The organism is Streptomyces sp. I05A-00742 (assembly GCF_013055795.1).
Taxonomy (GTDB): domain Bacteria; phylum Actinomycetota; class Actinomycetes; order Streptomycetales; family Streptomycetaceae; genus Streptomyces.
Window position 1 is genome coordinate 97,307 of sequence record NZ_JABETO010000002.1, and the last position, 25,687, is coordinate 122,993.

Sequence of the window (25,687 nt, forward strand, 5' to 3'; positions counted from 1 at the left end):
CAGCCCGTCCGGCGTTTGAGGACAAGCGGCGAAGCCGCTTTCAGGGGGTCTGGGGGCTCGCCCCCAGGAATCGGCGAAGGGGTGGGACCGGGGCACAGCCCGCCGCAGGCGCGCTACGCGCGCCCCGCCGTCCGCTGCGTCCGCCGCGAGACCGAGTCGATCACCACCGCGGCCAGCAGAACAGCACCCGTGATCATGTACTGCACGGCGGAGGCGATACCCAGCAGCGCCATCCCCGAAGCGATCGACTGGATCACCAGCACACCCAGCAGCGCCGACCACGTCTTGCCCCGCCCCCCGAAGAGGCTCGTACCGCCGATCACCGCCGCGGCGATCGCGTTCATCAGCAGGCTGCCCGCCCCCGACGACTGATTCGCCGCGTTGATCTGCGAGGCCAGGAACATCCCGCCCAGCGCCGCCATGGTCCCGGACAGCGCGAAGACCGAGATCCGCACCATGGCCACGTCGATGCCGGCCCGGCGGGCGGCCTCGACGCCGCCGCCGAGGGCGAAGACCTTGCGGCCGTAGCGGGTGCGGCGCAGCACCAGGTCGAAGGCGACCACGATGCCGAGGAAGATCACCACGGCCAGGGGGAGGCCCTTGTACTGGTTGAAGACCCACGCCACCGCGTACGCGGGCACCGCGAGGGCGGCCGTGCGCAGCACGGTCTCGACGAGCGGCCGGCTGGGCACCCCGGCGGCGGCCCGCCGGCGGGCGTCCCGGTGGGCGACGAGGAAGTAGCCGAGGACGGTGGCCGTGGCCAGCCCGTACGCGGCGGAGATGTCCTCGAAGTAGTGGTTGGTCAGCGCGGCGACCAGCCCCGAGTCGTCGAGGTTGATCGTCCCGTTGGAGCCGAGGACCTCCAGCATCAGGCCGTTCCAGCCGAGCAGGCCGGCCAGCGTCACGACGAACGCGGGCACGCCGATACGGGCGAAGAAGAAGCCGTGCAGCACGCCGGCGACGGTGCCGGAGAGGATCGCGAGGATCAGTGCCAGCCACTCGGGCATGCCGCGGTCGACGTTGAGCACCGCGAAGACCGCCGCGGCCAGGCCGCTGACCGAGCCGACGGAGAGGTCGATCTCGCCCAGGATGAGGACGAAGACGATGCCGACGGCGATCAGCCCGGTGCCCGCGGCGGCGATGAAGAGGTTGGAGAGGTTCTCGGCGCCGAGGAAGGCCGAGTCCTGGAGCTGGAACACCAGGCAGATGACGATCAGGCCGACGACGACGGGCAGCGAGCCCAGCTCGCCGCTGCGCAGCTTGCGGAGGAATTCGCCCCAGTAGCCGGCGAGGCCCTCCTCGCGGACGAGCAGCCGGGGGTCGACGGGGGTGACGGCGGCCGGAGCCACGGGCTGCGGGCCGTCGGGGGTCTTCGACAGGTCGGTGGTCATGCCCGGTCCTCCGCGGTACGGGCCTTACGGCGGGTGACAGCGTTGTCAGTGGCGCCGGTGATGGCCGAGACGATCTCTTCCTGGGAGGTGGTGCGCACGGCGAAGACTCCGTTGTTCCGGCCGAGGCGCAGCACCGCGACCCGGTCGGCGACGGCCTGGACGTCGGCCATGTTGTGGCTGATGAGGATCACTCCGAGACCCCGCTCGCGCAGCCGTTCCACCAGGTCGAGGACCTGTGCGGTCTGCTCCACGCCGAGCGCGGCGGTGGGCTCGTCGAGGATGACGACCTTGGGCTCGCCCAGCAGCGAGCGGGCGATGGCGACGGTCTGCCGCTGGCCGCCGGAGAGCGAGGCGACCGGGATCCGGACGCTGGGGATACGGATGGACAGGGTGGCGAGCAGCTCGCGGGCGCGCCGCTCCATCTCGACCTCGTCCAGCACCCCGAGGCGCCCGATCTCGCGGCCGAGGAAGAGGTTGCCGACGACGTCGAGGTTGTCGCAGAGCGCGAGGTCCTGGTAGACGGTCGCGATGCCGAGCTCCTGGGCGGTGTGCGGCCGGTCGATGGTGACGGGCCGCCCCTCCCACTCGATGACGCCGTCGTCGGCGGGCGCGACGCCCGCGATGGTCTTGACGAGGGTGGACTTGCCGGCGCCGTTGTCGCCCACCAGGGCGACCACCTCACCGGGACGGATCTCCAGTTCCACGTCGGTCAGCGCCTGGACGGCACCGAACCGCTTGGAGATCCCGCGCAACGCCAGCACGGGCGCAGCGGACATGTGGATCAGCTCCTCGGGGTGGGTGCGTCCCTACTTGAGGCCGGCCACGTCACAGGCGGCCCTGTACTTGGCGGTGCAGATCTCCTGGAGGGTGAAGAACCCCTCCTTGCCGACGTACTTGGGGATGTCGGCCTTGGTGAGGGCGAAGGGGTCCACGATGATCGCGGGGATCTTCTTCTGGGTGCCGCTGTCGACCGTCGTCTTCGCGACGGTCTCCACCTTCTTGCCCTGCGCGAGATGGACCGCCAGCGTGGCCGCCGCCTCCGTCTCGGGCACGTACGGTTTGTAGACGCTCATGAACTGCTCGTCCGCGAGGATCCGCTGGACGGCGGAGAGCTCGGCGTCCTGGCCGGTGACCGGCGGGAGCCTGTCGAAGCCGGCGCTCTTGAGGGCGGTGATGATGCCGCCCGCCATGCCGTCGTTGGCCGAGTAGACGCCGACGACGTTCTCCTTGCCGAGCGAGGAGATCGCGCCCTTCATGTTCTCGTTGGCGTTCTCCGGCTTCCACTCCTTGGTGTCGTACTCCTTGCCGATCTTCACCTTTCCGTCGAGCACGGAATGGGCGCCGTCCTTGTACATCTTGGCGTTGGGGTCGGTGACCGAGCCGTTCATCATGACGATCTGGCCCTTGCCGGCGTGGTCGCCGAGTTCCTTGAGCAGCGACTCGCCCTGGATCTTCCCGACCCGCTCGTTGTCCACGGAGGTGTACGCGTCGACCGGCCCTTCCGCCAGCCGGTCGTACGCGACGACGGGGATTCCCTTGTCGTGCGCCTTCTTCACCGAGCTCGCTATCGACTTGGCGTCCACCGCGTCGACGATCAGCGCGTCGACCTTCTTGGTGATCATCGTGTCGACCTGCTGCTGCTGGACGGACGCGTCCTGCTTGGCGTTCTCGTAGAGGACGGTGGCGCTGGTGCCCGCCAATTCCTTGATCTTCTTTTCGAGCAGCGGCTTGTCGAAACGCTCGTAGCGCGCGGTCTGGTTCTCCGGAAGGAGCAGCCCGATGGTCAGCGAGCCCTTGCCTTCCTTCTTCTTGTCCCCGTTGTCGCCGGCCTCTTTGGCCTTGCCGCAGGCGCCGAGCGCCACGGCCGTCGAGAAAGCGGCGACGGCCACCGCTGCACGACGCAGATGCGTATTCACGTACGGATACCTCCCTGACATGGCCGCGCCGTTGCGGCCGAGGTGACCGGAAGTCAACTCGGACCGCAAAGGGGCGTCAAGAAGTAAATCCTTAACGAGATGGCAACGATGCCATGCGTTATGAGCGTGAACTCAAGAGGTGTGTTGCCCGGGCGGCGGGCAGCGGGTTGCGCGGAGCGGCTTCAGACGGAGTCGGGCGTGTCCGCCGACGCGGTCCCGTCCAGCAGCGAGGAATCGCCCATCTCGCTGAGCACCAGCGCCAGCGCCCCGAGCACCTCGGCCCGGCCGCCCAGCGCACCCGGCACGACCTCCAACTGCCGTGCGGCGCTGGGGATCGCGTACCGTCCGACCGACTCCCGGATGGGCGCGAGGACGAGCTCGCCGGCCTCCGCGAGGTCCCCGCCGAGCACCACCCGACTGGGGTTGAGGAGGTTGCAGAGGCTCGCCACGCCGCTTCCGATGTGCCGGCCGACGTCCGCGATCACCCGGCGGCAGCCGGCGTCGCCCTCGCGGGCCAGCCGGACCATGCGCGGCGCGGTCAGGTCGGGGCCGTGGGCCGAGTGCAGCAGCGGCAGCACGTAGCGGTGGGCGGTGAAGGTCTCCAGGCAGCCGCGGTTGCCGCAGCGGCAGACGGGACCGGACTCGTCCAGGGTGATGTGGCCGATCTCACCGGCGGTGCCGCCGGGCCCCCGGTAGATCTGGCCGTTGATCACCAGACCGGCGCCGACGCCGCTGGCGACCTTGATGTAGGCGAGGTCACCGGCCCCGCGGCCGGCCCCCCAGACCAGCTCGCCGAGGGCGCCGAGGTTGGCGTCGTTGTCGACGTGCACCGGGACGCCCAGCCGCGCGGCCAGGTCGTCCCGGGGGTTGGTGCCGGCCCAGCCCGGCAGGATCGCGGTCGAGCCGAGCACCCCGGCCACATCGATCGGCCCGGGCACCCCGAGGCCCACCCCGACGATCTTCCGAGGGTTGATGCCCGTGGCCGCGATCAGCGTCTTGACCAGGTGTTCCGCCCGCTCCAGGCCCTGGGCGGCGGAGGCGTCCACGTCCAGCGGCTCGGCCTCCTCGGCCAGCACCCGGTGGGCCAGGTTGCCGACGGCGACACGCAGGTGGGTATGGCCGAAGTCGACGCCCACGACGATCCCCGCGTCGCCCGAGAGGGAGACGCTGCGGGCCCGCCGGCCGCCGGAGGAGGTGGGGGTCACCTCGACCGTGCCATTGTCCTTCAGCTCACGGACGATGTTGGAGACGGTGGCCGCCGACAGCCCGGTGGTCCGGGCGATCTCCGCCTGGGTGAGCGCCCCCGACCTTCGCACCGCGCGTACGACCCGCTCCAGGTTGGCCCGGTGCAGCGACGACTGCGACCCCGGAGTCTCCACGCCCATCCACTCCCGCCTCATCGGCACGGCACGACCGCCGTACCGGCCGCCGGACTACGACAGTGGAGCCCGGCATCCATACAACATATGAACTCTAAGCTCAGCCGCACACCCGGGAACCCGTCAAGGTCCCGAACACCCCCGAACACGTCGGGTCGGCCGGGCGGGGCCCTCCCATGGTACGGATCACTTGTTACGGATCACTCCCGCGAGGCGAGGCGAGGCGGGACGGGAGCGGTCGCGAGGGGCGGGGGCGGGGGCGGGGGCGGGGGCGGAGCGGGGAGCCGCCCGGGGGCTACTTCAGCGCCCCGGCCGTCAGACCGGACTGCACCTGGCGCTGGAAGACGATGTACGCGGCCAGGACGGGCAGCATCGCGATCACCAGACCGGCGAAGAGCCCGGACCAGTCGCCCCTGTACCGCTGGCTGGCGGCGAGCGCGACCAGGCCCTGGGGCAGCAGCTTCTTGTCCTCGTCCCCGATGTTGAGCACCGCGGGCAGCAGGTACTGGTTCCACTGGCCGAGGAAGTTGAAGATGCCCACGCTGATCAGCCCGGGCTTGGCCATCGGCAGCATCACCTGGAAGAAGGTCCGGGTGTGCGAGGCGCCGTCGATCATGGCCGCCTCCGCGACGGAGGAGGGCAGCGTCCGGAAGAAACCGGTCATGAAGAAGACCGTGAAGGGCAGCGAATAGGCGATGTAGACGAGGATCAGCCCGGGATAGGTGTTGAGCAGCTGCATGTTCTTCATCACGAAGAACAGCGGCACCAGCGCCAGGATCACCGGGAAGCTCATCCCGCCCACGAACAGGTAGTAGACGAAGCGGTTGCCGGGGAAGTCGAAGCGGGCCAGCACATAGGCCGCCATCGAGCCGATCAGCATCGTCCCGGCGAGCGAACCCGCCACCACCACGGTCGAGTTGAGGAAGTACTGGCTCATGTGGGCCTGGGACCAGGCGCGGCTCCAGGCGTCGAAGTGCAGGCTCTTCGGCAGCGCCCACGGCGAGGAGAAGATCTCCTTGTCGGTCTTGAAGGCGCTCATCACCGCCCACAGCAGCGGCAGGGTGACCATCAGGCCCCAGATGACCAGGACGCCGTGCGAGAAGACGTTGAGGGTCCTGCCCTCGCCCTTCTCCCGGCCCGCCCGCGTCCGTTCCCCCGGCGGGGCGGCCGGCGCGGGGGCGTCCGGGCGGTCCGACGGCTCGGCTTGCACGGTCACGGTGCCACCCCCGGGTGGTTGTGCGGACGGACGGTCGGCGGGAGACGCCCCGGCATCAGTACTCCAGCCGTTCGCGCCGGCCGAGCTTCATGACGATGCCCGCGAAGACCATGGTGACGATCAGCAGTGCGACGCCCAGGGCCGTCGCGTAGCCGGCCTGCCCGTCGGTGAACGCCTTGGAGTAGAGGTAGTAGGTGAGCAGCTCGGTGGAGTAGTCGGGGCCCGGCCCGTCCATCATGATCTGAACGACCGCGAAGCCGTCCAGGGCCATGATGCCCATATAGACCCAGCCCGTCTGGACCGTGTCCCAGAGCAGCGGAAGTGTGATCCGGAAGAAGGTCTGGACGCGATTGGCCCCGTCCAGCAGCGCCGCCTCGTAGAAGTCCTTGGGAATGGCGCTCATTCCGGCGGAGAACAGCACGACGTAGAAGCCGACGTTGCTCCAGACCATCACCGCCATCACGCACCACAGCGCCAGGTCGGGATCGCCCAGCCAGTCGGGGCGCACGGAGTCCAGACCGACCGCGTCCAGGAGGGAGTTGATCGCCCCGCTGTTGGGGTTGTAGGCGAACTTGAACAGCAGGGCGACGATGGCGATGGACAGGACCTGCGGGAAGAAGTAGACGATTTTGTAGAAGCCCGAGCCCCGGACCCCGGCCACCGCCGCGTTCTTCCTGCGGCGGCCCCCGACGTTGAGCATGAACGCGAAGAACAGCCCGAGTCCGAGCGTCACCAGCGGCAGCAGGAGGAGCAGCAGGACATTGTGTCCCAGTGCTTTCCAGAACAGCTCGTCGTCCCAGAGGCGTTGGTAATTCTTGAGCCCCGTGACCTTGAACTTCGAACTCAGTCCGGTCCAGTTGGTGAACGAGTAATAGATGGCCTGGACGAACGGCGAGACGACGAAGATCCCGTAGATCGCCAGGGGCACGAGCAGAAACCCGGCGATGAAACGGTACTTACCGTGCTGCATGACCTCGGACCCCGATCTTCCGTGACGGGTGCCGCCGCTGGCGAAACGGGCTACTTGTGCTTGTACTTCTTGACGGAGTCGTCCTTGCGGGTCTCGTCGGTGAACTTCTGGATCTTCTTGATGGCCTCGTCGGGGGTGAGCCGGCCGGCCATCATCTCGCCGAGCGCCGCCTTGCCGATCTTCTCCTTCTCCAGGGAGACGTACCAGTCCTGGATCCGGGGGTTGACCACGTTCCGTCCGGCCTTCGTCAGCGCCTCCTGGGACGAGGCCAGGCCGGGCGGCAGCGTGATGCCCTCGGTGCCGCCGTTGAGGGAGGTGAGCGAGGAGACGGCCTTGATGAAGTTCTGTGTGGACTTCTTGCCCAGCATGATCCGCAGCAACTCCATGCCGCCCTGTGCGTTCTTGGCGTTCTTCGGCACGATGAACGGCTCGCCGCCGGAGGCCCAGATGGTCCCGAACGGCATCTTGTCGCTCTTGTCGAGGCCGGACGGCGCGGCGACCGCCATCCGGAAGTCCTTCGGCGTCATCTGCTTGGACTCGTTCTCCACCCAGGAGCCGTTCGGGATGAACAGCGCCTTGCCCTCGTTCCACGCCGTCTGCGACTGGATGTGGTCGAGGCCCGGGGTGCCCCGGAGGATGTAGCCCTTCTTGTAGAGCTCGTAGTACGCCTCGAAGGCGGCCTTGACGGCCGGGTGCTTCCAGGCGTCGGGCTCCAGGTTGTCGATGCGGGTCAGCACCTCGGTGCCGCCGATCTTGGCGATGAACGGGTAGAGGCTGAACGGCAGGTAGTACGGGTGCTGTCCGGCGTACGTCCAGCCGGCGATGCCCTTCTTCTTCGCCTTCTCGCAGACCTTGAGCATCTCGTCCCAGGTCTCCGGGTACTGGGCGTCGAGCTTCTCCAGATTGGTCCTGGAGTACCAGACGCCGTAGACCGTGTAGGCGTAGTAGAAGACCCAGACCTCCTCGCCGTCGAACTTGCCCATGTCGACGACGCCCGGGCGCAGGGTGTCGCGCACCTTCTTCTTGGGGTCGTCGAGGGAGGGCGCGTCGAGGAGGGCGTTGAGGTCGGTGAGCTGTTTGAGGCCGACGAGGGTGCCCAGGTCCATCTGTTTGGCACCGGAGTTGTCGATGAGGTCCGGCGGGGTGCCGCCGTTGAACCGGGGCTGGATCTGCGGGGCGATGTCCTGGGTGCCGGTGTGCTTGATCTCGGCCTGCGGGTAGGCCTTCTTGTACTCGGCCTCGGCGTCCTTCGCGTACTGCTGGCCGAAACCGCCGTCGAAGATGACGACGTCGAGCGGTGCCGAGGCGTTCACGTTCAGCGGCTTCATCTCGCCCGACCCGGTGCGGCCGGGCTTGTCCGGCTTGGGGTCGCCGCTGTCGTCGTCGCCGGTCGCGCAGGCGCTGAGCGCGCTCATCGCCGGGACGGCGACCAGGCCGAGCGCCGCGGCGCGTTTGATCAGGTCGCGCCGGCTGAATTCCGAGGTGGATCCCATGCTCAAGTCCTCGCCTTCTCCAGGACTCAGGCGGTGTGGCGGTCTCCCCTGTGCAGTCGGCTCGACGAAGGGCACGACACCGCGGATCGGTCGAAGCTGGGCGTGCTGGGTGTGCGCCGGGGACGTGTCCGGGACGGGGCCGTATCAGCCGCCTTCATCCCGGTTGTTCCCCCGGTCCGCCACGGCGACGCGGGGTCGCCCCGGACGCCGACAGGTATAGTCCACTTCTCACCAACTGGGCAAGATCGGAAGCAGCTTTGGCCGTCAGTCTTTCCCGAGTTGAGACCTCTCCGACACCGGGCGACACCAGCCCCGTGACCCTTGACACCACTGAAGCGTCACGCCCTACTTAACAGAGCGCGATCCGGGTGACAACGTTGTCAGCCTTCGGGAGAGGCAAGGGATGAGACAGAGACTCAGACGTCGCCGACGGGCGCTCGCCCGTCCCGCGGCCCTCCTCGTGGCCGCCATACTGGTGACGGCCCCTCAGATCGCCCCGGGCGGCGCCCTCGCGGCCCCCGCCGGGAGGGCCGCGGACGGAGCGGCCCAGGAGCGCTTCGGCTCCTCCTTCGAGCCGGGTGACCCCCGCCCCGACTGGCGCAACACGGCCGAGACCGGCCCGGACGGCCGGGCCCGGTCGTCGGGGGTCGACGGCGGTGACGGCCAGGGCATCCCCGGCAACGCGACCGACAAGGTCACCGCGGTCCGGGCCAGCGCGGAGAACAGCGAATCCGGTGAAGTCAAGGAGAACCTGGTCGACGGCGAGTCCACGTCCAAATGGCTGGCCAGGCAGCGGACCGCCTGGCTGGAGTTCGACCTCTCCGAGCCGGTCGCGGCCGTGCGCTACGCCCTGACCTCCGCCAACGACGCCCCCGGCCGCGACCCCAGCGACTGGATCCTCCAGGGCTCGGCGGACGGCAAGACCTGGACGACCCTCGACACCCGCCGGAACGAGTCCTTCGAAAAGCGCCTCCAAACCCGGGAGTTCACCCTCTCCGGCGGCGGCGCGTACCGCCACTTCCGCCTGGACATAACCCGCAACGCCGGCGACGGCCTCACCCAGCTCGCCGAGGTGCAGTTCGCCACGGCGGACACCGGACCGCCCCCGCCCGCGGCCATGCGCAGCTACACCGACAGCGGCCCGGCCGGCTCCCCCACGGCCAAGGCGCGCGCGGGCTTCACCGGGACCCACGCCCTGCGCTACGGAGGCACCCACCGCGTCCGGGGGCACGCCTACGCGTACAACAAGGTCTTCGCCGTGCACGTCCCGGTCACCTCGCGCACCCGGCTGGCGTACAAGGTCTTCCCGGCCATGGCCGAGCGCGACCCGAGGTACCCCGCCACCCATGTCTCCCTCGACCTCGCCTTCACCGACGGCACATACCTCAGCCAGTTGGACGCCCGGGACCAGCACGGCGCGCCGCTGACCCCGCAGGGGCAGGCGGACTCCAAGACCCTGTACGTCAACCAGTGGAACAACAGGGAGGCGGCGATCGGCCGCGTCGCCGCCGGGAAGACCGTGGCGCGCGTCCTCGTCGCCTACGACGCGTCCGACGGCCCGGCGCCCTTCCGGGGCTGGATCGACGACGTCTCCCTGGCGCCCGCCCCGGAGGAGAAGACCCCGGCCCACCCCGCGGACCGCGCCCTCACCACCCGCGGCACCCTCTCCAGCTCGTCCTTCTCCAGGGGCAACACCTTCCCCGCCACCGCCCTCCCCCACGGTTTCAACTTCTGGACCCCCGTCACCGACGCGGGTTCGACCACCTGGCTCTACCGGTACGCGGCCGCCAACAACGCGGACAACCTGCCCACCCTCCAGGCGTTCTCCGCGAGCCATGAGCCCAGCCCCTGGATGGGCGACCGGCAGACCTTCCAGGTGATGCCCTCGGTCGCGGCCGGCACCCCCGACGCCTCGCGCACCGCCCGTGCCCTCCCCTTCCACCACTCCCGCGAGACGGCCACGCCGCACCACTACGGCGTCACCTTCGACAACGGACTGCGGGCCGACGTCGTGCCCACCGACCACGCCGCGATGATGCGATTCACCTTTCCCGGTGAAAACGCCAGCGTGATCCTTGACAACGTTACCAACGACGGCGGTCTGAAACTCGACCTCGCGCACGGGACGTTCACCGGCTGGTCGGACGTGCGGAGCGGGCTGTCGACCGGAGCCGGCCGGCTCTATGTGTACGGGGTCTTCGACACCCCGGTGTCCGGCGGCGGGCAGCTCCGGCGCGGCGGCGCCTCCGACCGCAGCGACGTCACGGGCTATCTGCGGTTCCGGCCCGGCGCCGACCGCACGGTCACCCTGCGGCTCGCGACCTCGCTCATCAGCACCGACCAGGCGAAGGCCAATCTGGAGCAGGAGATCCCGGCCGGCACCCCGTACTCCCGCGTCCACGACCGGGCCCGGGCGGCCTGGGACGCGCTGCTCGGCCGGGTCGAGGTCGAGGGGGCGACGGCCGACCAGCTCACCACGCTCTACTCCGGCCTCTACCGCCTCTTCCTCTACCCCAACTCCGGCTTCGAGAACACCGGTTCTGCCGAGAGCCCACGGCACCGCTACGCCAGCCCGTTCTCCCCGCCCACCGGCCAGTCCACCCCGACCCGCACCGGCGCGCGGATCGTGGACGGCCGGGTCTACGTCAACAACGGCTTCTGGGACACCTACCGCACCACCTGGCCGGCCTACTCCCTGCTGGCCCCCGGGCAGGCAGGCCGGATGGTCGACGGCTTCGTCCAGCAGTACAAGGACGGCGGCTGGGTCTCCCGCTGGTCCTCCCCCGGCTACGCCGACCTGATGACGGGCACCAGCTCCGACATCGCCTTCGCCGACGCGCACGCCAAGGGTGTCCGCTTCGACGCCGAGGCCGCGTACGAGGCGGCGCTGAAGAACGCGACGGTGGCGCCGACCGACCCGGGCACCGGCCGCAAGGGCATGGACACCTCCGTCTTCCTCGGCTGGACGAGCACAAAAACGCACGAGGGAATGTCCTGGGCCCTGGACGGCTACCTCAACGACTTCGGGCTGGCCCGGATGGGGCAGGCCCTCTACGCGAAGACGCACAAGGAGCGCTACCGCGAGGAGTCGGACTACTTCCTCAACCGCGCCCGGAACTACGTCACGCTCTTCGACCGCCGCGTCGGCTTCTTCCAGGGCAAGGACGAGGACGGCTCCTGGCGGCGGTCGCCCGAGGCGTACGACCCGCGGGTCTGGGGCCACGACTACACCGAGACCAACGGGTGGAACTTCGCCTTCACCGCCCCGCAGGACACCCGCGGCCTCGCCGCGCTGTACGGCGGCCGCACGGGCCTGGCGAAGAAGCTGGACGCCTACTTCGCCGTCCCCGAGACGGGCGACCCCGAGTTCGCCGGCTCCTACGGCGGGGTCATCCACGAGATGACCGAGGCCCGGGACGTCCGGATGGGCATGTACGGCCACAGCAACCAGCCCTCGCACCACATCGCCTACCTCTACGACGCCGCCGGGCAGCCGTGGAAGACGCAGGAGAAGGTCCGCGAGGCGCTCTCCCGCCTCTACCTCGGCAGCGAGATCGGGCAGGGGTACCCCGGCGACGAGGACAACGGCGAGATGTCCGCCTGGTACGTCTTCAGCGCCCTGGGCTTCTATCCGCTGGTGATGGGTCAGGGCGAGTACGCGATCGGGTCGCCGCTGTTCACCAAGGCCACGGTGCATCTGGAGAACGGCCGCGACCTGGTGGTCGAGGCCCCCCGCAACAGCGCCCGCAACATCTATGTGCAGGGGCTCAAGGTCAACGGCAAGCCCTGGAACTCCACGGCCCTGCCCCACTCGGTGGTGGCCGAGGGTGCCACGCTGACGTTCGACATGGGCCCCGAGCCGTCGTCCTGGGCCACCGGCGCGGACGCCGGGCCCACCTCGATCACCCAGGACGACAAGGTCCCCGCCCCGCGCTCCGACGTCTCCGTCCCGGACGGCTCCTCCCTCACGGACAACACCTCCCGCACCGACGCGGCCTTCACCACGGCCCCCCTGGAGGCCGCCCCCGGTTCGCGCGTGACGTCGTACACCCTCACCTCCTCGGACCGGACGCGGGCGCCGCGCGGCTGGGTTCTCGAAGGTTCGGACAACGGGAGTGACTGGAGTGCAACCGATCGACGTGATGGAGAGTCCTTCACATGGGACAGGCAAACACGCGTGTTCTCCTTGCACTCTCCGGTCACCTACCGTCACTACCGGCTGAAAGCTGTCGGTGGCGAGGCAACCTTGGCGGAAATCGAGCTGTTGGGTACGCCACAGCGGTAGTTGGGACCCGGAAACCTGTGCAAAGATCGTGAAGATCCTGTGGTGCCCTTCTTCACGCAAAGGGCACCACGGTGTACCTTTTTTCATGTTTTTGGGGGGAGCTTTTATGGCTCATGTTTCCGGGCGCACGCTGTCGCGTGTCGTCACCGCTGCGGTCGCGGTCGCTCTGGCCGGGGGGACGGCCGCGGGCACCGCGTCGGCGCACTCCGCGGGCGACCAGTTCGCCGGCGTCCGGGCGGCCGCCGCGAAGAAGCCGACCGCCGCCGCTCCGGTCTTCCCGGTCGGCGCCGTCACCAAGGCGAACGACTTCTACGCCTACGCGCCCGACGGCAAGGGCGGGTTCGGTCACCGCCAGGGCCCGTTCGCCAAGATGGACGACGTGGACGCCGTCCAGGTCGACCGCGACGCCGACGGCCGCCGCGACGCCGACTACTTCATCGCGAAGAACGGCGACCTCAAGTGGCACGCCGAGACCGGCCGCGACCGCACCATCGCCCGCAAGTTCGGGTTCCACCACCTGGTCTCGCCGGGCAACCTCGGCGGCTCCAAGGAGGGCGACCTCCTGGCCACCGGCCCCAAGGGCACCCTGTGGCTCTTCACCACCAAGTTCAACGGTGACATCGCGAGCAAGCAGCAGGTCGGCAACGCCAAGGAGTGGGGCGGCTACGTCCAGCTCGCGGGCCGCGGCGACCTCAGCGGCGACGGCAAGGCCGACGTCGTCGCCAAGGACACGAAGGGCGTGCTCTGGCTGTACAAGGGCACCGGCAACGCCAAGAAGCCCTTCTCGGAGCGCACCCGGGTCGGCGGCGGCTGGGGCAAGTACACCAAGCTGTTCTCCAACGGCGACCTGAACGGCGACGGCCACAGCGACCTGCTCGCCGTCGACAAGCAGGGCGCCCTGTTCCTCTACAAGGGCACCGGCAAGGCCGCCACGCCCTTCAAGTCCCCGGTGAAGATCGGCAACTCGGGCTGGAACCAGTACCGCCTGGTCTTCTGACCGGTCCGACCGGCCTTCACGGCCGGCACGCACGACGGTCGCGCCCGCGTCACGGACGCGGGCCTTCCGAATCGCCGCATCACATTCATTCCATCTGTTTGGGGGGAGCCCTCATGGCTCAGATTTCCGGGCGCGGTCTGTCGCGCCTCGTCACCACCGCCGTCGCCGTCGCTCTGGTCGGGGGATCTGCCGGCGTCGCCGCCGCGCAGACGACCGGTGAGCAGGCCGCCGCCGCGAAGAAGCCGTCGGCTTCCGCTCCGGTGTTCCGCGTCGGCGCCATCACCGACAAGACGGACAAGTTCTACGTCTACGAGGTCGACGGCAAGGGCGGCCTCAAGGCCCGCCAGTTCGCCGACGGCAACTGGAAGAACGTCCGGCAGGTCGCCAATGTCGACCGCGACGGGGACGGGCGCCAGGACGGCACCTTCTACGTCGAGAACAGCGACCTGAAGTTCATCGGCAGCGCGGGCAAGGCCCGCAACGTCGTCCCGGACTACGGCTTCTTCTACCGCGGCCTCATCTCCCCGGGGAACCTCGGCGGCTCCCAGCAGTCCGACCTCGTCGCGCTCAGCAAGGGCGGCACCGCCCAGGTCGCCACGGTCCGGGACAACGGCACCATCTCCGGCGAGACCCGGCTCGGGGGCGCCGAGTGGGGCACCTACGTCGACCTCGCCGGCCGCGGTGACCTGACCGGTGACAAGAAGACCGACATCGTCGCCCGCGACACGAAGGGCGTGCTCTGGCTGTACAAGGGCACCGGCAACGCCAAGAAGCCCTTCGAGGCCCGCACCAAGGTCGGCGGCGGCTGGGGCAAGTACACCAAGCTGTTCTCCAACGGCGACCTGAACGGCGACGGCCGCAGCGACCTGCTCGCCGTCGACAAGCAGGGCGCCCTGTTCCTGTACAAGGGCACCGGCAAGCAGGCCGCGCCCTTCAAGGCCCCGGTGAAGATCGGCAACTCGGGCTGGAACCAGTACCGCCTGGTGTTCTGATCACCCCACGGTGACATCTCGGCGGGCCGTGCCTCCTCCCGGGGGCACGGCCCTGCCCGGCTCTCCCGGGCGACTCCGCTGCATTCCTCTCCCGTTCCCTTCGTTCCTCGTACGGAGTTCTACGTGACCCACGCTTCCGGCCGCCTCGGCGGCCGTGTGCTCTCCCGCACCGTCACGGCGGCGATCGCCGCCACCCTGGTCGCCGGCACCGCCGGCACGGCGCTGGCCGACGGCGGTGCCCCGCAGGCCGCCGTGGTGCAGGACGCCCGGAGCCTGGCCGCCGCGCCCGGTGTGGCCGCGGCCGCGCCGACGGCCTCGGCTCCCGCCCTGGCGGTCTTCGGTGCCGACGGCAAGAGCTACCTCCACACCTACGCCCTCAACGGCAAGGGTGGCTTCAAGCCCGTTCTGAAGGACAAGAAGCCGGGCGGCTGGAAGAACTACAAGGCCGTGTCCCAGGCCCACGACGTCCTGGGCGGCAACTCCGGCTTCTACTTCCTGAACAACAAGAACGAGGCCATCTTCGCCGACCGGTTCGGCCCCGTGCGCCTCGGCAAGAACTGGCAGTACGACACGTTCTTCTCCCCCGGCAACCTGGGCGGCGCGAAGACCTCCGACCTCGTCGTGCGCGACAAGGCGGGCGTGCTCTGGATCTACCAGGGCAAGGCCGACGGTTCGGTCGAGGGCCGCAAGAAGGTCGGCGGCGGCTGGGGTCAGTTCACGCAGATCGCCGGTCGCGGCGACCTGACCGGTGACGGAAAGACCGACCTCGTCGCCCGCGACAAGCAGGGCACCCTGTGGCTCTACAAGGGCACGGGCAACATCAACAAGCCCTTCGAGGGCCGCACCAAGGTCAGCGGCGGCTGGAACAAGTACAACCTGCTGGTCTCCACCGGTGACGTGGACCTGGACGGCCACAGCGACCTGCTCGCCCGTGACAAGGGCGGCGTGATGTGGCTGTACAAGGGCACCGGCAAGCAGGCCGCGCCCTTCAAGGCCCCGGTCAAGGTCGGCAGCGGCTTCAACCAGTACCGGCTGGTGTTCTGACGCTCCGTCAGTTCATCCCGACAGCCCTGCGGCGTCCCTCCCGGTGGAGGGGCGCCGCAGGCGCGTGACGGCCCGACGCGGCCCTACACGGCCCCGGTGCGCCGGCCGCCCGCGGAGGCCATCCCCAGCCAGGTGTGCGGGTTGCCCTCCCAGCACCAGCCCAGCTTGGGGGCCTTCTTGCTGATCCAGATCGCCGGGACCCGGCGGTCGCCGCAGCGCGAACCGCCCAGTGAGAAGCACTTGTTCTTGACCAGCGCCTCGGGGAAGTGCGTGATCAGTGCGATCCCCTCCTCGATGGTCAGCAGGGTGCGTCCCCGCTCGGCGATGGCGGCCATGGCCGTCTTGGGCACGACACCGCAGAACTCCTCGCCGCGCTCCACGCCGTACAGCAGGTACGCCCTGAGCCCGGCGGCCTCCGTCTCCTCAGTCGCGACGAACCGTTCCAGCGACCCCGGCTCGAAGGACCGGTCGACGAACCCAGGAAGGCGGCCGCCGGGCAGGGTGGTACGCGGCATGGTCTCCTCGACCGGCACCACGTCCCGGGCGACCACCAGCAGGAACGGCACCTGCCCGGCCTCGGGTTCGAAGGGCCCATACTGCGCGTCCGTCAGGGCGGCGGCCTCGGCGCGGAGGGGTGCGACGAGGGCCTCGAACTTCTCGGCGTCGAGACCGGCGAGGGCCGGGTAGCCGTGGTCGATCAAGTTCCGCACCTGACGGTCGAATTCGGCTTCGGCGTCGAACCCGGGCGCCGCCTCCGGCTCGCCGAGCCACCGCGCCATCCGGTCGAACAGCACGTCCCCCTGCGCGGAAGACAGGTGGAAGGCGTGCGGCATGCCCTCGTACAGGTCCAGGCACACGCTCACCCCAGCCGCGTCGGCCGCCTCGGCGAACCGCCGGGCGTCGTCGAGCAGCACCTCGTCCGTACCGGCGGCGAGCAGCAGCCGCGGCAGACCGCGCAGGTCACCATGGAGGGGCGACTGCGGCGCGGCCGTCGGGCTCGCGCCGGCGAGGTACTGGTCGCGGCAGCCGTCGAGGACGGCCCTGCTCATCACGTCCTTGCCGTCGTTGGCGGCGAGCGACGCGCCCGTGAGGGCGAAGTCGGTGATGGGCGAGACCGCGACGGCGGCTCCGGGCAGGGCCGCGCCGGTCCGCCGCAGCTCCAGCAGGGCGGAGAGGACGAGGGTCGCCCCGGCCGACTCGCCGAAGAAGAGCGTCTCGGAGGCGAGTACGCCCCGGTCCAGTACGCCCTGCCAGGCGGCCAGCAGGTCCTCCAGGGCCGAGGGGTAGGGGTGGGCGGGCGCCAGCCGGTAGTCCACCCGCAGCACGGGACGGCCGGTGGCCTTCGACAGCCGGTACGCCATGAGCCGTTCGGCGTCCGGCATGGTGTGGGCGAACCCACCGCCGTGCACATAGAGGACGGCGCCGTCGCCGGCGCCCGGGGCGGAGACCCAGTCGCCGGACACCTCGGCGTCCGGCGGCAGCGGGACGGACGGCATCGCGGCCAGGCCGTCGCGCACCTCCCGGGCCTGCTCGGGCGACGAGGGAACGGTCGTGACGTTCAACAAAACGGTCCTCCTGGGAAGCCAGAAACTTACGACAGGCGTAAACTTACTCCCGACGAATCGAAGTGTCAACGTAAAAATACAACGAGGATAAGATTCCTTCATGGGTACCGACACGACCGCGGAGCCGGGCGCCATGCCGTCAGGGCTGCGCGAGACCAAGAAGCGCGAGACGCGCCGGCTGATCTCCGACCGCGCGACACAGCTCTTCATCGAGCAGGGCTTCGAGCGCACCACCATCGCCGAGATCGCCGACGCCGCACGCGTCGCCAAGAAGACGGTCACCAACTACTTCCCGCGCAAGGAGGACATGGCCCTCGACCACCAGGAGGAGTTCGTCCAGGGACTCGCCCAGGTCGTCGCCACCCGTGAGCCCGGCGAGTCCGCCCTCGCGGCCCTGCGCCGCTCCTTCCTGACGGCCGTCGCCGCGCAGGACCCCGTCGCGGGGTTCGCCGGACCGGAGTTCAGCCGCATGATCGCCGAGAGCCCCACGCTCTCCGTCTGCCTGCGCGGCCTGCACGACCGGCGCGAGGACGCCCTCGCCTCCGCGCTCGCCGAGACGACCGGCGCGGCCGCGGACGACGTCACCCCGCACGCGGCCGCCGCCCTGCTGGGCGGCGTGCACCGGGTCCTCTTCGGCCGCATCCAGGACCTCACCCTCGCCGGGCGCACCAACCCGGAGGTGGCCTCCGTCGTCGAGATGGAGGCGATCCGCGCGTTCGACCTGCTGGAACCGTCCCTCGGCGAGTACGCGCGGACCTGACGGGAATGGGGCCTCAACTCCGGTGCGGCCCGGACCGTGTGACACCATCACCTGATCACGCGGGGGGCGCGGCACACACGTACGCGGTACCTCCGCCGTGCCGTTCCCCTACGCACCCGTACGGAGTCCTACGTGCCCCACGCTTCCGGCCGTTCCCGCAGACGCGCCCTCTCGCGCGCCCTCACCGCCGCGACCGCCCTCGCCCTGGCCGTCGTCACCGCCGGCACCGCGTCGGCGGACGTCCCCGGCAACGGTCCGGCGGTGCGTCCGCCGCTGCCCCTGTCCGCCGGCGCCGACGCGCGGCTGTCGCCGAACGCGCCCTTCTTCTCACTCCAGACGGTCGACGGCAAGGGCGACTCCTACTACTACGTGCCCGACGGCAAGGGCGGGCTGTCCCCGCGCAAGCGCTCGGGCGGCGGCTGGGACGCGGTCAAGGCCGCGACGCAGATCGACCACGACCGCGACGGCTACGCGGACGGCACGTACTTCATCACCACCAGCAACGCGGTCGGGTACGCCGGTGACAACGCCGCCCGGCAGGTCGCCACCAACTGGGGCCAGTACGACAGCTTCTTCTCCCCCGGCACCCTCGGCGGCTCGAAGCAGTCCGACATCCTCGTCCGCGACCGCGCGGGCGTCCTGTGGCTCTACCTCGCCAAGGCCGACGGCTCCCTCTCCGGCCGCAAGCAGGTCGGTCCCGGCTGGGGCCAGTACACCGCGATCACCGGCCGCGCCGACCTCACCGGCGACGGCAGGACGGACATCGTCGCCCGCGACCGCAAGGGCACCCTCTGGCTCTACAAGGGCACCGGCGACACCGCCAAGCCGTTCCGCTCCCGCACCCGGGTCGGCGACGGCTGGAACCAGTTCAACCTGCTCCTCGGCACCGGTGACGTGGACCTCGACGGCCACAGCGACCTGACCGCCCGGGACGGGAAGGGCGCCCTGTGGCTCTACAAGGGGACGGGCCGGGCGTCGGCGCCGTTCAAGTCCCGGGTGCTGATAGGGAAGTCGGGCTGGAACCAGTACCGGCTGCTCTTCTGAGGGCGCCTCGCCGTTCTGCCCACGCGCGGCAGGCCCACCGGGCTACGTTGACCCGGTGAATGCATCCAAGGCCCCGGATCCGTACACCGATCCCCGCGCGTTCTACGGCTCCGAGCTGCGCCGCCTGCGGGAGGCCGCCGGTCTCACGCAGGCTCAGCTCGGAGCACGCGCCTTCTGCTCGGGTTCGTACGTGGGGCAGTTCGAGGCGGCCATCCGCGTCCCGCAGGTGGAGCTGTCGAGACGGTTCGACGAGATCCTGGGAAGCGACAAGCACCTGCAAAGGCTGTGCAGGCTGGCTCGTGAGGCGAAGGGCGTGGCCGACTATGCCGTAGACGTCATCGACCTGGAGCCGCGCGCCAAGAGCATCACCGAATACTCCCCGGTGCTGGTGCCCGGCCTCTTGCAGACCGCGAACTACACGCAAGCCGTCACCCGTGCTGGGCAGCCCTTTGCACCAACGACGAGGGTGAACGACTGTGTCCGCGCCCGGATGGAGCGCCAGAAGATCCTGAGCGACCCGTCCCGCCCCATGCTGTCAGCGGTCATCTGTGAGTCAGCCCTGCGCTCCCACATCGGCGGTCCTGCCGCCATGCGGCAACAGACCAGCCACCTGGTCGACATGGCCCAGCGGTCACGCGTCGTCGTGCAAGTGCTTCCGTTCACCGCCATGGCGGAAGCGTTCATGGACAGCATCGTGGCGCTCATGGACTTCCCCGGCAGCCCGCCCCTCGTCTACACCGAGGGGGCGCGCAGCGGTCGGCTCATCGAGGAGCCGGACGCGGTGGAGCACAGCCGGCGGCTGTTCGATCTGGTCAGGACCGCAGCGCTTTCGCGCGCGGCGTCCCTGGACTTCCTGCGGACGGTGCATGACGAGTACGCGGCCATGTGAAGGGCGCCCGGACCGCGAGCGCCTACGGCGCTTCCCGCACACGGCAAAGGCCGCACCCCGCGCGAACGCGGGATGCGGCCCTCCGCCCTACGGCGCCCGCCGCCTACTTGCGGATCAGGCTGCGCAGCACGTACTGCATGATGCCGCCGTTGCGGTAGTAGTCCGCCTCACCCGGGGTGTCGATGCGGACGACCGCGTCGAACTCCACACCGGTGTCGGTGGTGACCTTGACCGTGCGCGGCGTGCGGCCCTCGTTGAGCTCGGTCACGCCGGTGAAGGTGAAGGTCTCCTCGCCGGTCAGGCCGAGGGACTCGGCCGAGGTGCCCTCGGGGAACTGGAGCGGGAGGACGCCCATGCCGATGAGGTTGGAGCGGTGGATGCGCTCGTAGGACTCGGCGATGACGGCCTTGACGCCGAGGAGGGCGGTGCCCTTGGCGGCCCAGTCGCGGGAGGAGCCGGAGCCGTACTCCTTGCCGGCCAGGACGACGAGCGGGATGCCCTGCTCGATGTAGTTGCGGGAGGCGTCGTAGATGAACGACACCGGCGCGTCGGCCTGGGTGAAGTCGCGGGTGAAGCCGCCCTCCGTGCCCGGCGCGATCTGGTTGCGCAGGCGGATGTTGGCGAACGTGCCGCGGATCATGACCTCGTGGTTGCCGCGGCGGGAGCCGTAGCTGTTGAAGTCGCGACGCTCCACACCGTGCTCGGTGAGGTACTTGCCGGCCGGGGTGTCGGCCTTGATCGCACCGGCCGGGGAGATGTGGTCGGTGGTGACGGAGTCGCCCAGCTTGGCGAGGACGCGGGCGCCGGCGATGTCGGTGACCGGGGTGGTCTCCATCGTCATGCCCTCGAAGTACGGGGGCTTCCGGACGTAGGTGGACTGGGCGTCCCACTCGAAGGTGTTGCCGGTGGGGATGGACAGCGCCTGCCACTGGGCGTCGCCCGCGAAGACGTCGCTGTAGGACTTGTTGAACATGTCCTCGCCGATGGCGTTGGCGACGACGTCGTTGACCTCGGCCTCGGAGGGCCAGATGTCCTTCAGGAAGACCGGGTTGCCGTCCTGGTCGGTGCCCAGGGCGTCCTTGGTGATGTCCACCTTCATGGAGCCGGCGAGGGCGTACGCGACGACCAGCGGCGGGGACGCCAGGTAGTTCATCTTGACGTCGGGGTTGATGCGGCCCTCGAAGTTGCGGTTGCCCGAGAGGACCGAGGTGACGGCGAGGTCGTGGTCGTTGACCGCCTTGGAGACCTCGTCCGGCAGCGGGCCGGAGTTGCCGATGCAGGTGGTGCAGCCGTAACCGACGAGGTTGAAGCCGACCTTGTCGAGGTAGGGGGTAAGCCCGGCCTTGTCGAAGTAGTCGGTGACGACCTTCGAACCCGGGGCGAGGGTGGTCTTGACCCACGGCTTGCGGGTCAGCCCCTTCTCCACGGCCTTCTTCGCGACGAGCGCGGCGGCGACCATGACGTAGGGGTTCGAGGTGTTGGTGCAGGAGGTGATCGCGGCGACGGTGACGGCGCCGTGGTCGATCTCGTAGGTCGAGCCGTCGGGGGCGGTCACGGTGACCGGCTTCGACGGGGCGCCGTTCGGCGTGTTCGCCGGGGCGTCGGAGGCCGGGAAGGACTCCTTGCCCGCCTCGTCCACGGCGTCCACGTAGTTGCGGACATCCTGGGCGAACTGGGCGGCGGCGTTCGCGAGGACGATGCGGTCCTGCGGGCGCTTCGGGCCGGCGATCGACGGGACGACCGTCGCCAGGTCGAGCTCCAGCTTCTCGGAGAAGTCGGGCTCGGCGGCCGGGTCGAGCCAGAGGCCCTGCTCCTTGGCGTACGCCTCGACGAGCGCGACCTGCTGCTCGGAGCGGCCGGTGAGCTTGAGGTACTTCAGCGTCTCGCCGTCGATCGGGAAGATCGCGGCGGTGGAGCCGAACTCGGGCGACATGTTGCCGATGGTGGCGCGGTTCGCGAGGGAGGTGGCGGCGACGCCCTCACCGTAGAACTCGACGAACTTGCCGACGACGCCGTGCTTGCGCAGCATCTCGGTGATCGTGAGGACCAGGTCGGTGGCGGTGGTGCCGGCCGGCAGCTCGCCGGTCAGCTTGAAGCCGACGACGCGCGGGATGAGCATGGAGACCGGCTGGCCGAGCATCGCGGCCTCGGCCTCGATGCCGCCGACGCCCCAGCCGAGCACGCCGAGGCCGTTGACCATGGTGGTGTGCGAGTCGGTGCCGACGAGGGTGTCGGGGTATGCCTGGCCGTTGCGGACCATGACCGTGCGGGCCAGGTGCTCGATGTTCACCTGGTGGACGATGCCGGTGCCCGGCGGGACGACCTTGAACTCGTCGAAGGCGGTCTGGCCCCAGCGCAGGAACTGGTAGCGCTCCTTGTTGCGGCCGTACTCCAGCTCGACGTTCTGGCCGAAGGCGTCCTTCGTGCCGAACTTGTCGGCGATGACGGAGTGGTCGATGACCAGCTCGGCCGGGGCCAGCGGGTTGATCTTCGCCGGGTCGCCGCCGAGCTCCTTGACGGCCTCGCGCATGGTGGCGAGGTCGACGACGCAGGGCACGCCGGTGAAGTCCTGCATGATCACGCGGGCCGGCGTGAACTGGATCTCCTGGCTGGGCTGCGCCTGGGAGTCCCAGCCGCCCAGCGCGCGGATGTGGTCGGCGGTGATGTTGGCGCCGTCCTCGGTGCGGAGCAGGTTCTCCAGCAGCACCTTGAGGCTGTAGGGAAGGCGAGCGGAGCCCTCGACCTTGTCCAGCCGGAAGATCTCGTAAGACTCGTCGCCCACCTGCAGCGTGCTGCGGGCGTCGAAGCTGTTCGCCGACACGACAGTCTCCTTCATGTGCATGAATGCGCGTACTGCGGCCATCCTGCCGCGACAAGGTCGCGCCGGTCCGCTAAGGTTGCCCTAACTTAGGTTCGCCTTAGTGGCGCGACAGCGGTACGCCTCTCTCGGCATATATCTCGATGTCGAGATAACTCTAGTACATCACCCGGGATCGGTCATGTCCGGAGGGGGCGCGGCGCCGACGGGCTCGTCCAGGGGCCGCGGGCGGGCCCGGAAGCCGCGGCAGGGGCAGGGGGCAGGCCGCCTACCCCTTGGTCGCCCGGTCGTAGGCGGCCACCGCACGTTCGAGAAACGCCACCACCGTGGCCTGCTCCTGGGCCGTCATGGACCGGGCGATCTCGCCGATGCCCATGACAAGGGGCTCGATGTGTTCGAACGCGGCCTCCTCCCAGCGCTCCGCCGGTGTGACGAGCACCTTGCGCCGGTCGCTGGGATGCGGCTGCCGGCTCGCGTGCCCGGCGTCCGCCAGACGGTCGATGACCAGCGTCATCGCCGCCGTCGACGTACTGAGTTCGCGTGCCAGTTCGCTCGGCGTCGCCGGACCGGCGCTGACGAGGCGGTCCATCACCGCGAGCCCGGCGGGATCGACGTGCATCTGCCGGCCCAGGTACCGCTCGAACCGCTGCTGGCGGCGGATCAGGTTCTGCAGCTGGTCGCGGATGGGACCCTTCGCGACGGGGTCCTGCGCCGGGGCCGCGGGCTGGGGATCGGTGGGCTGGTTGGCGGTCATGGCGTGGAAGCTGCTCCTGGACTGGATTGCTGAAGGCGTCGGCACCCAATGATGCGTGAGACCTACAGGTGATGCGTGAGATCTACAGGCTGCAGGAGAGCAGGGCGAAGGTGTCGGCGGGCGGGACGAGGAAGCGGTTCGGCCACGCGGACACGCCGGGCCGGGCGGTGGCCCCCGGGGCCAGGTGGAGGGTGCGGATACCCGCCCGGGTACGAGGTACGGGGTACGGCGACGCGCGGCACGCCGGGAGGCAGGTCCTGGGCCCGCTCGGCGCAGGGACGCAGCGCCCCGCGGCGGGTGAACACCTGCTCACGATGGGCACAGCGGGCGAGTTCACCGGCCAGGACGTCTCGCGCCCGGCCTCACGCGCGCTCCGCACGCGCCGGTCCGGGGCCGGCGTTCGGGCGGCACCGGACCGGGGATCACGCGGTGACGTCCTGTTTCGCGTCGGAGCCGGCAGAACCACTGTCGGAGGCAGAAGGGGTGATGCCGTGCTGCTCCTCCTCGGGCCGGCCCTTCTTCGGCAACAGGAAGGTGATGGCCAGGAACGCCACCAGCAGACACGCCTGGACGATCAGCGCGTGGTGGAAGGCGGCGGTGAAGTCGCCGGTCTTCGCCTGCGCGAAGAACACCGAGCCGAAGACCGCCACACCGATGGAGCCGCCGATGGCCTGCACCGCGGACAGCACGCCGGAGGCGGAGCCGATCTCGTCGTTGTCGACCGCGGCGAGGATGAAGCCGAACAGGGCGGCGATCACCATGCCCGCTCCGATACCGGCCACCGCCACACCCGGGGCGATGTCCCAGATCGAGAACGAACCGGCGCTCAGGCTGTCGAGCTCGAACCAGAGCAGTGCCGCACCGGCGAGCTGAATCAGCGGCCCGGCCTGGAGGACCTTGCGGCCGAGCCTGTCGGCGAGGAACGCGCCGCTGACCGCGCTGCCGATCGCCGTACCCACCGCGAGCGGCAGGTTGCCCAGGCCCGCGTCCCCGGCGCTGAAGTGCCGGCCGAGCTGCAGGAACAGCGTGAGCACGAGCTGCGTGCCGGCCAGCCCGCCGAAGAACAGGGTGATACCGCCGAGCCCGACGGTGAAGGCGGGCTTGCGCAGCAGGCCCGGGGTCACCAGGGGCTCACGGCCCGCCGCGGCGGTACGGCGCTGCCGCAGCGCGAACAGGCCGAATCCGACGACCGAGGCGGCCATGCACAGCCAGGTCCACAGCGGCCAGCCGTCCTCCTGCCCCTGGTTCAGCGGCAGCACCAGCAGCCCGCAGGACGCCACGACCAGGCCCGCGCCGACCAGGTCGACCCGCACGGTGCGGTCGCCCCGCTTCTTCGGGACGATTCTCGCCGCCATGGCCAGGGCCGCGAGCCCGATGGGCACGTTGACCAGGAACACCGAGCGCCACCCGAGGCCGAAGAAGTCGCCCTCGATGAGGAAGCCGCCCAGAACCGGACCGATGATGCCGCCCAGGCCGAGCACAGGACCGAAGACCGCGAAGACCTTGGTGAGCTCGGGCCCGGCGAAATTCTCACGCAGCAGGCCCAGGCCCTGCGGGAGCAGCATCGCCCCCGCGGCGCCCTGGAGCAGCCGGAAGGTGATCAGCGACTCGATGTCCGGCGACAGCGCGCACAGCAGCGAGCTCAGGGTGAAGGCCGCCAGACCGGTCAGGAACATCCGGCGCCGCCCGTACCGGTCACCGAGCCGCCCGCCCAGGACCAGACCGGCCCCCAGCGTGAGGGCATAGCCCCCGATCACCCACTGCAGACCGACGGAACCGGCACCGAGGGACTCCTCCAGCGCGGGACCCGCGACGTTGACGATCGACACGTCCAGGAGATCCATGACCTCCACGACGATCACCGTCACCAGGATCAGCCATCGCCACCGGTACGGCTCGGTGGTCGGGTCGGCGCTCATTTTACCTCGGTCCATTTATTATCAATTTTTTTAGCAATATTGAGAGTAACCAGTGCCCGGCAGATGTCAACCGCACCCCGGCGCCGCGGCGTTCCATCCGGGCGTTCCAGGCCGCCGGCCTCTCCCCCGGTCAGAGCTCGCCTGCGCGTTCCGGCGTCCCGAAGTGCCCGGCTTCCGTAGCGGCCGGAAGGCATTACCCCGCAAGCTCTGATGGCCCAGGCGCCACATCCGACGATCTGGTGCGCACGAAGAGAT

At 69.8% G+C, this 25,687-nt stretch carries 18 protein-coding genes; 7 read left to right on the forward strand and 11 right to left on the reverse strand.

The features are described 5' to 3' along the window. Positions 1-113: 113 nt before the first annotated feature. The 7 genes from HN013_RS02455 to ngcE all read right to left on the reverse strand — a co-directional run bounded on the left by HN013_RS02455 (position 114) and on the right by ngcE (position 8,365). Positions 114-1,391 carry a sugar ABC transporter permease gene (locus HN013_RS02455; protein WP_171162431.1) on the reverse strand — a complete coding sequence of 426 codons (1,278 nt, stop codon included), beginning with the start codon at positions 1,389-1,391 and terminating at the stop codon, positions 114-116. Continuing rightward, positions 1,388-2,167 (reverse strand): ATP-binding cassette domain-containing protein, encoded by a 780-nt coding sequence (locus HN013_RS02460; RefSeq protein ID WP_171162432.1) that lies wholly within the window; start codon positions 2,165-2,167, stop codon positions 1,388-1,390. Before HN013_RS02460 ends, HN013_RS02455 begins: the two co-directional genes overlap by 4 nt. Before the next feature lie 30 nt (positions 2,168-2,197). Next, a complete protein-coding gene (locus tag HN013_RS02465) occupies positions 2,198-3,307 on the reverse strand; it encodes a sugar ABC transporter substrate-binding protein (protein WP_171162435.1) in 1,110 nt (369 codons plus the stop codon). Between the two features lie 182 nt (positions 3,308-3,489). After that, positions 3,490-4,686: an ROK family transcriptional regulator gene (locus tag HN013_RS02470; protein ID WP_171162769.1), complete on the reverse strand. Its 1,197-nt coding sequence runs from the start codon at positions 4,684-4,686 to the stop codon at positions 3,490-3,492. Positions 4,687-4,981: 295 nt separating this feature from the next. Then, entirely contained in the window at positions 4,982-5,902 is a 921-nt protein-coding gene (locus HN013_RS02475; protein ID WP_171162436.1) for a carbohydrate ABC transporter permease, read from the reverse strand. Between the two features lie 55 nt (positions 5,903-5,957). Further along, the gene (locus HN013_RS02480; RefSeq protein WP_171162439.1) at positions 5,958-6,872 is read right to left on the reverse strand and encodes a carbohydrate ABC transporter permease; all 915 of its coding nucleotides are present in this window, start codon (positions 6,870-6,872) and stop codon (positions 5,958-5,960) included. Between the two features lie 50 nt (positions 6,873-6,922). Next, positions 6,923-8,365, reverse strand: coding sequence for an N-acetylglucosamine/diacetylchitobiose ABC transporter substrate-binding protein (ngcE, locus tag HN013_RS02485; RefSeq protein ID WP_171162441.1), 1,443 nt, complete (start codon positions 8,363-8,365; stop codon positions 6,923-6,925). A 403-nt stretch (positions 8,366-8,768) separates the two neighbouring features. Here ngcE and HN013_RS02490 point away from each other — a divergent pair, with 403 nt between their 5' ends. The 4 genes from HN013_RS02490 (at position 8,769) to HN013_RS02505 (ending at position 15,683) form a co-directional block, all read left to right on the forward strand. Next, positions 8,769-12,650 carry a GH92 family glycosyl hydrolase gene (locus HN013_RS02490; protein ID WP_171162443.1) on the forward strand — a complete coding sequence of 1,294 codons (3,882 nt, stop codon included), beginning with the start codon at positions 8,769-8,771 and terminating at the stop codon, positions 12,648-12,650. A gap of 106 nt (positions 12,651-12,756) precedes the next feature. Further along, the gene (locus HN013_RS02495) at positions 12,757-13,647 is read left to right on the forward strand and encodes a VCBS repeat-containing protein (RefSeq protein WP_171162445.1); all 891 of its coding nucleotides are present in this window, start codon (positions 12,757-12,759) and stop codon (positions 13,645-13,647) included. Between the two features lie 113 nt (positions 13,648-13,760). Beyond that, positions 13,761-14,639: a VCBS repeat-containing protein gene (locus tag HN013_RS02500; protein WP_171162447.1), complete on the forward strand. Its 879-nt coding sequence runs from the start codon at positions 13,761-13,763 to the stop codon at positions 14,637-14,639. 123 nt (positions 14,640-14,762) lie between these two features. After that, positions 14,763-15,683, forward strand: a complete 921-nt coding sequence (locus tag HN013_RS02505; protein WP_171162449.1) for a VCBS repeat-containing protein — start codon at positions 14,763-14,765, stop codon at positions 15,681-15,683. Positions 15,684-15,766: 83 nt separating this feature from the next. On the opposite strand, the gene HN013_RS32615 is transcribed toward HN013_RS02505, so the two are convergent. Beyond that, complete coding sequence (locus HN013_RS32615) at positions 15,767-17,245, reverse strand: DUF5701 family protein (protein WP_249374670.1); 1,479 nt, start codon at positions 17,243-17,245, stop codon at positions 15,767-15,769. Between the two features lie 103 nt (positions 17,246-17,348). Between HN013_RS32615 and HN013_RS02515 the strand changes: the two genes are divergently transcribed. From HN013_RS02515 to HN013_RS02525, 3 genes are all read left to right on the forward strand, one after another. Next, the gene (locus HN013_RS02515; protein ID WP_212763870.1) at positions 17,349-18,008 is read left to right on the forward strand and encodes a TetR/AcrR family transcriptional regulator; all 660 of its coding nucleotides are present in this window, start codon (positions 17,349-17,351) and stop codon (positions 18,006-18,008) included. A 132-nt stretch (positions 18,009-18,140) separates the two neighbouring features. After that, positions 18,141-19,052, forward strand: a complete 912-nt coding sequence (locus tag HN013_RS33850; protein ID WP_171162451.1) for a VCBS repeat-containing protein — start codon at positions 18,141-18,143, stop codon at positions 19,050-19,052. 55 nt (positions 19,053-19,107) lie between these two features. Then, a complete protein-coding gene (locus tag HN013_RS02525) occupies positions 19,108-19,941 on the forward strand; it encodes a helix-turn-helix transcriptional regulator (RefSeq protein WP_171162453.1) in 834 nt (277 codons plus the stop codon). A 103-nt stretch (positions 19,942-20,044) separates the two neighbouring features. Here the strand turns inward: HN013_RS02525 and acnA are convergent, their stop codons facing one another. The 3 genes from acnA to HN013_RS02540 form a co-directional block, all read right to left on the reverse strand. Beyond that, complete coding sequence (acnA, locus tag HN013_RS02530) at positions 20,045-22,762, reverse strand: aconitate hydratase AcnA (RefSeq protein WP_171162455.1); 2,718 nt, start codon at positions 22,760-22,762, stop codon at positions 20,045-20,047. Between the two features lie 265 nt (positions 22,763-23,027). Beyond that, the gene (locus HN013_RS02535; RefSeq protein WP_171162457.1) at positions 23,028-23,513 is read right to left on the reverse strand and encodes a MarR family winged helix-turn-helix transcriptional regulator; all 486 of its coding nucleotides are present in this window, start codon (positions 23,511-23,513) and stop codon (positions 23,028-23,030) included. 422 nt (positions 23,514-23,935) lie between these two features. Then, positions 23,936-25,432, reverse strand: coding sequence for an MFS transporter (locus HN013_RS02540; protein WP_171162459.1), 1,497 nt, complete (start codon positions 25,430-25,432; stop codon positions 23,936-23,938). Positions 25,433-25,687 lie beyond the last annotated feature (255 nt).

Coding starts and splice junctions, on each gene's coding strand:
- HN013_RS02460 (WP_171162432.1), bottom strand. CDS start 2,167: ATGTCCGCTGCGCCCGTGCTGGCGTTGCGCGGGATCTCCAAGCGGTTC.
- HN013_RS02500 (WP_171162447.1), top strand. CDS start 13,761: ATGGCTCAGATTTCCGGGCGCGGTCTGTCGCGCCTCGTCACCACCGCC.
- HN013_RS02495 (WP_171162445.1), top strand. CDS start 12,757: ATGGCTCATGTTTCCGGGCGCACGCTGTCGCGTGTCGTCACCGCTGCG.
- HN013_RS02540 (WP_171162459.1), bottom strand. CDS start 25,432: ATGAGCGCCGACCCGACCACCGAGCCGTACCGGTGGCGATGGCTGATC.
- ngcE (WP_171162441.1), bottom strand. CDS start 8,365: ATGGGATCCACCTCGGAATTCAGCCGGCGCGACCTGATCAAACGCGCC.
- HN013_RS02515 (WP_212763870.1), top strand. CDS start 17,349: ATGGGTACCGACACGACCGCGGAGCCGGGCGCCATGCCGTCAGGGCTG.
- HN013_RS02455 (WP_171162431.1), bottom strand. CDS start 1,391: ATGACCACCGACCTGTCGAAGACCCCCGACGGCCCGCAGCCCGTGGCT.
- HN013_RS02535 (WP_171162457.1), bottom strand. CDS start 23,513: ATGACCGCCAACCAGCCCACCGATCCCCAGCCCGCGGCCCCGGCGCAG.
- HN013_RS02490 (WP_171162443.1), top strand. CDS start 8,769: ATGAGACAGAGACTCAGACGTCGCCGACGGGCGCTCGCCCGTCCCGCG.
- HN013_RS02480 (WP_171162439.1), bottom strand. CDS start 6,872: ATGCAGCACGGTAAGTACCGTTTCATCGCCGGGTTTCTGCTCGTGCCC.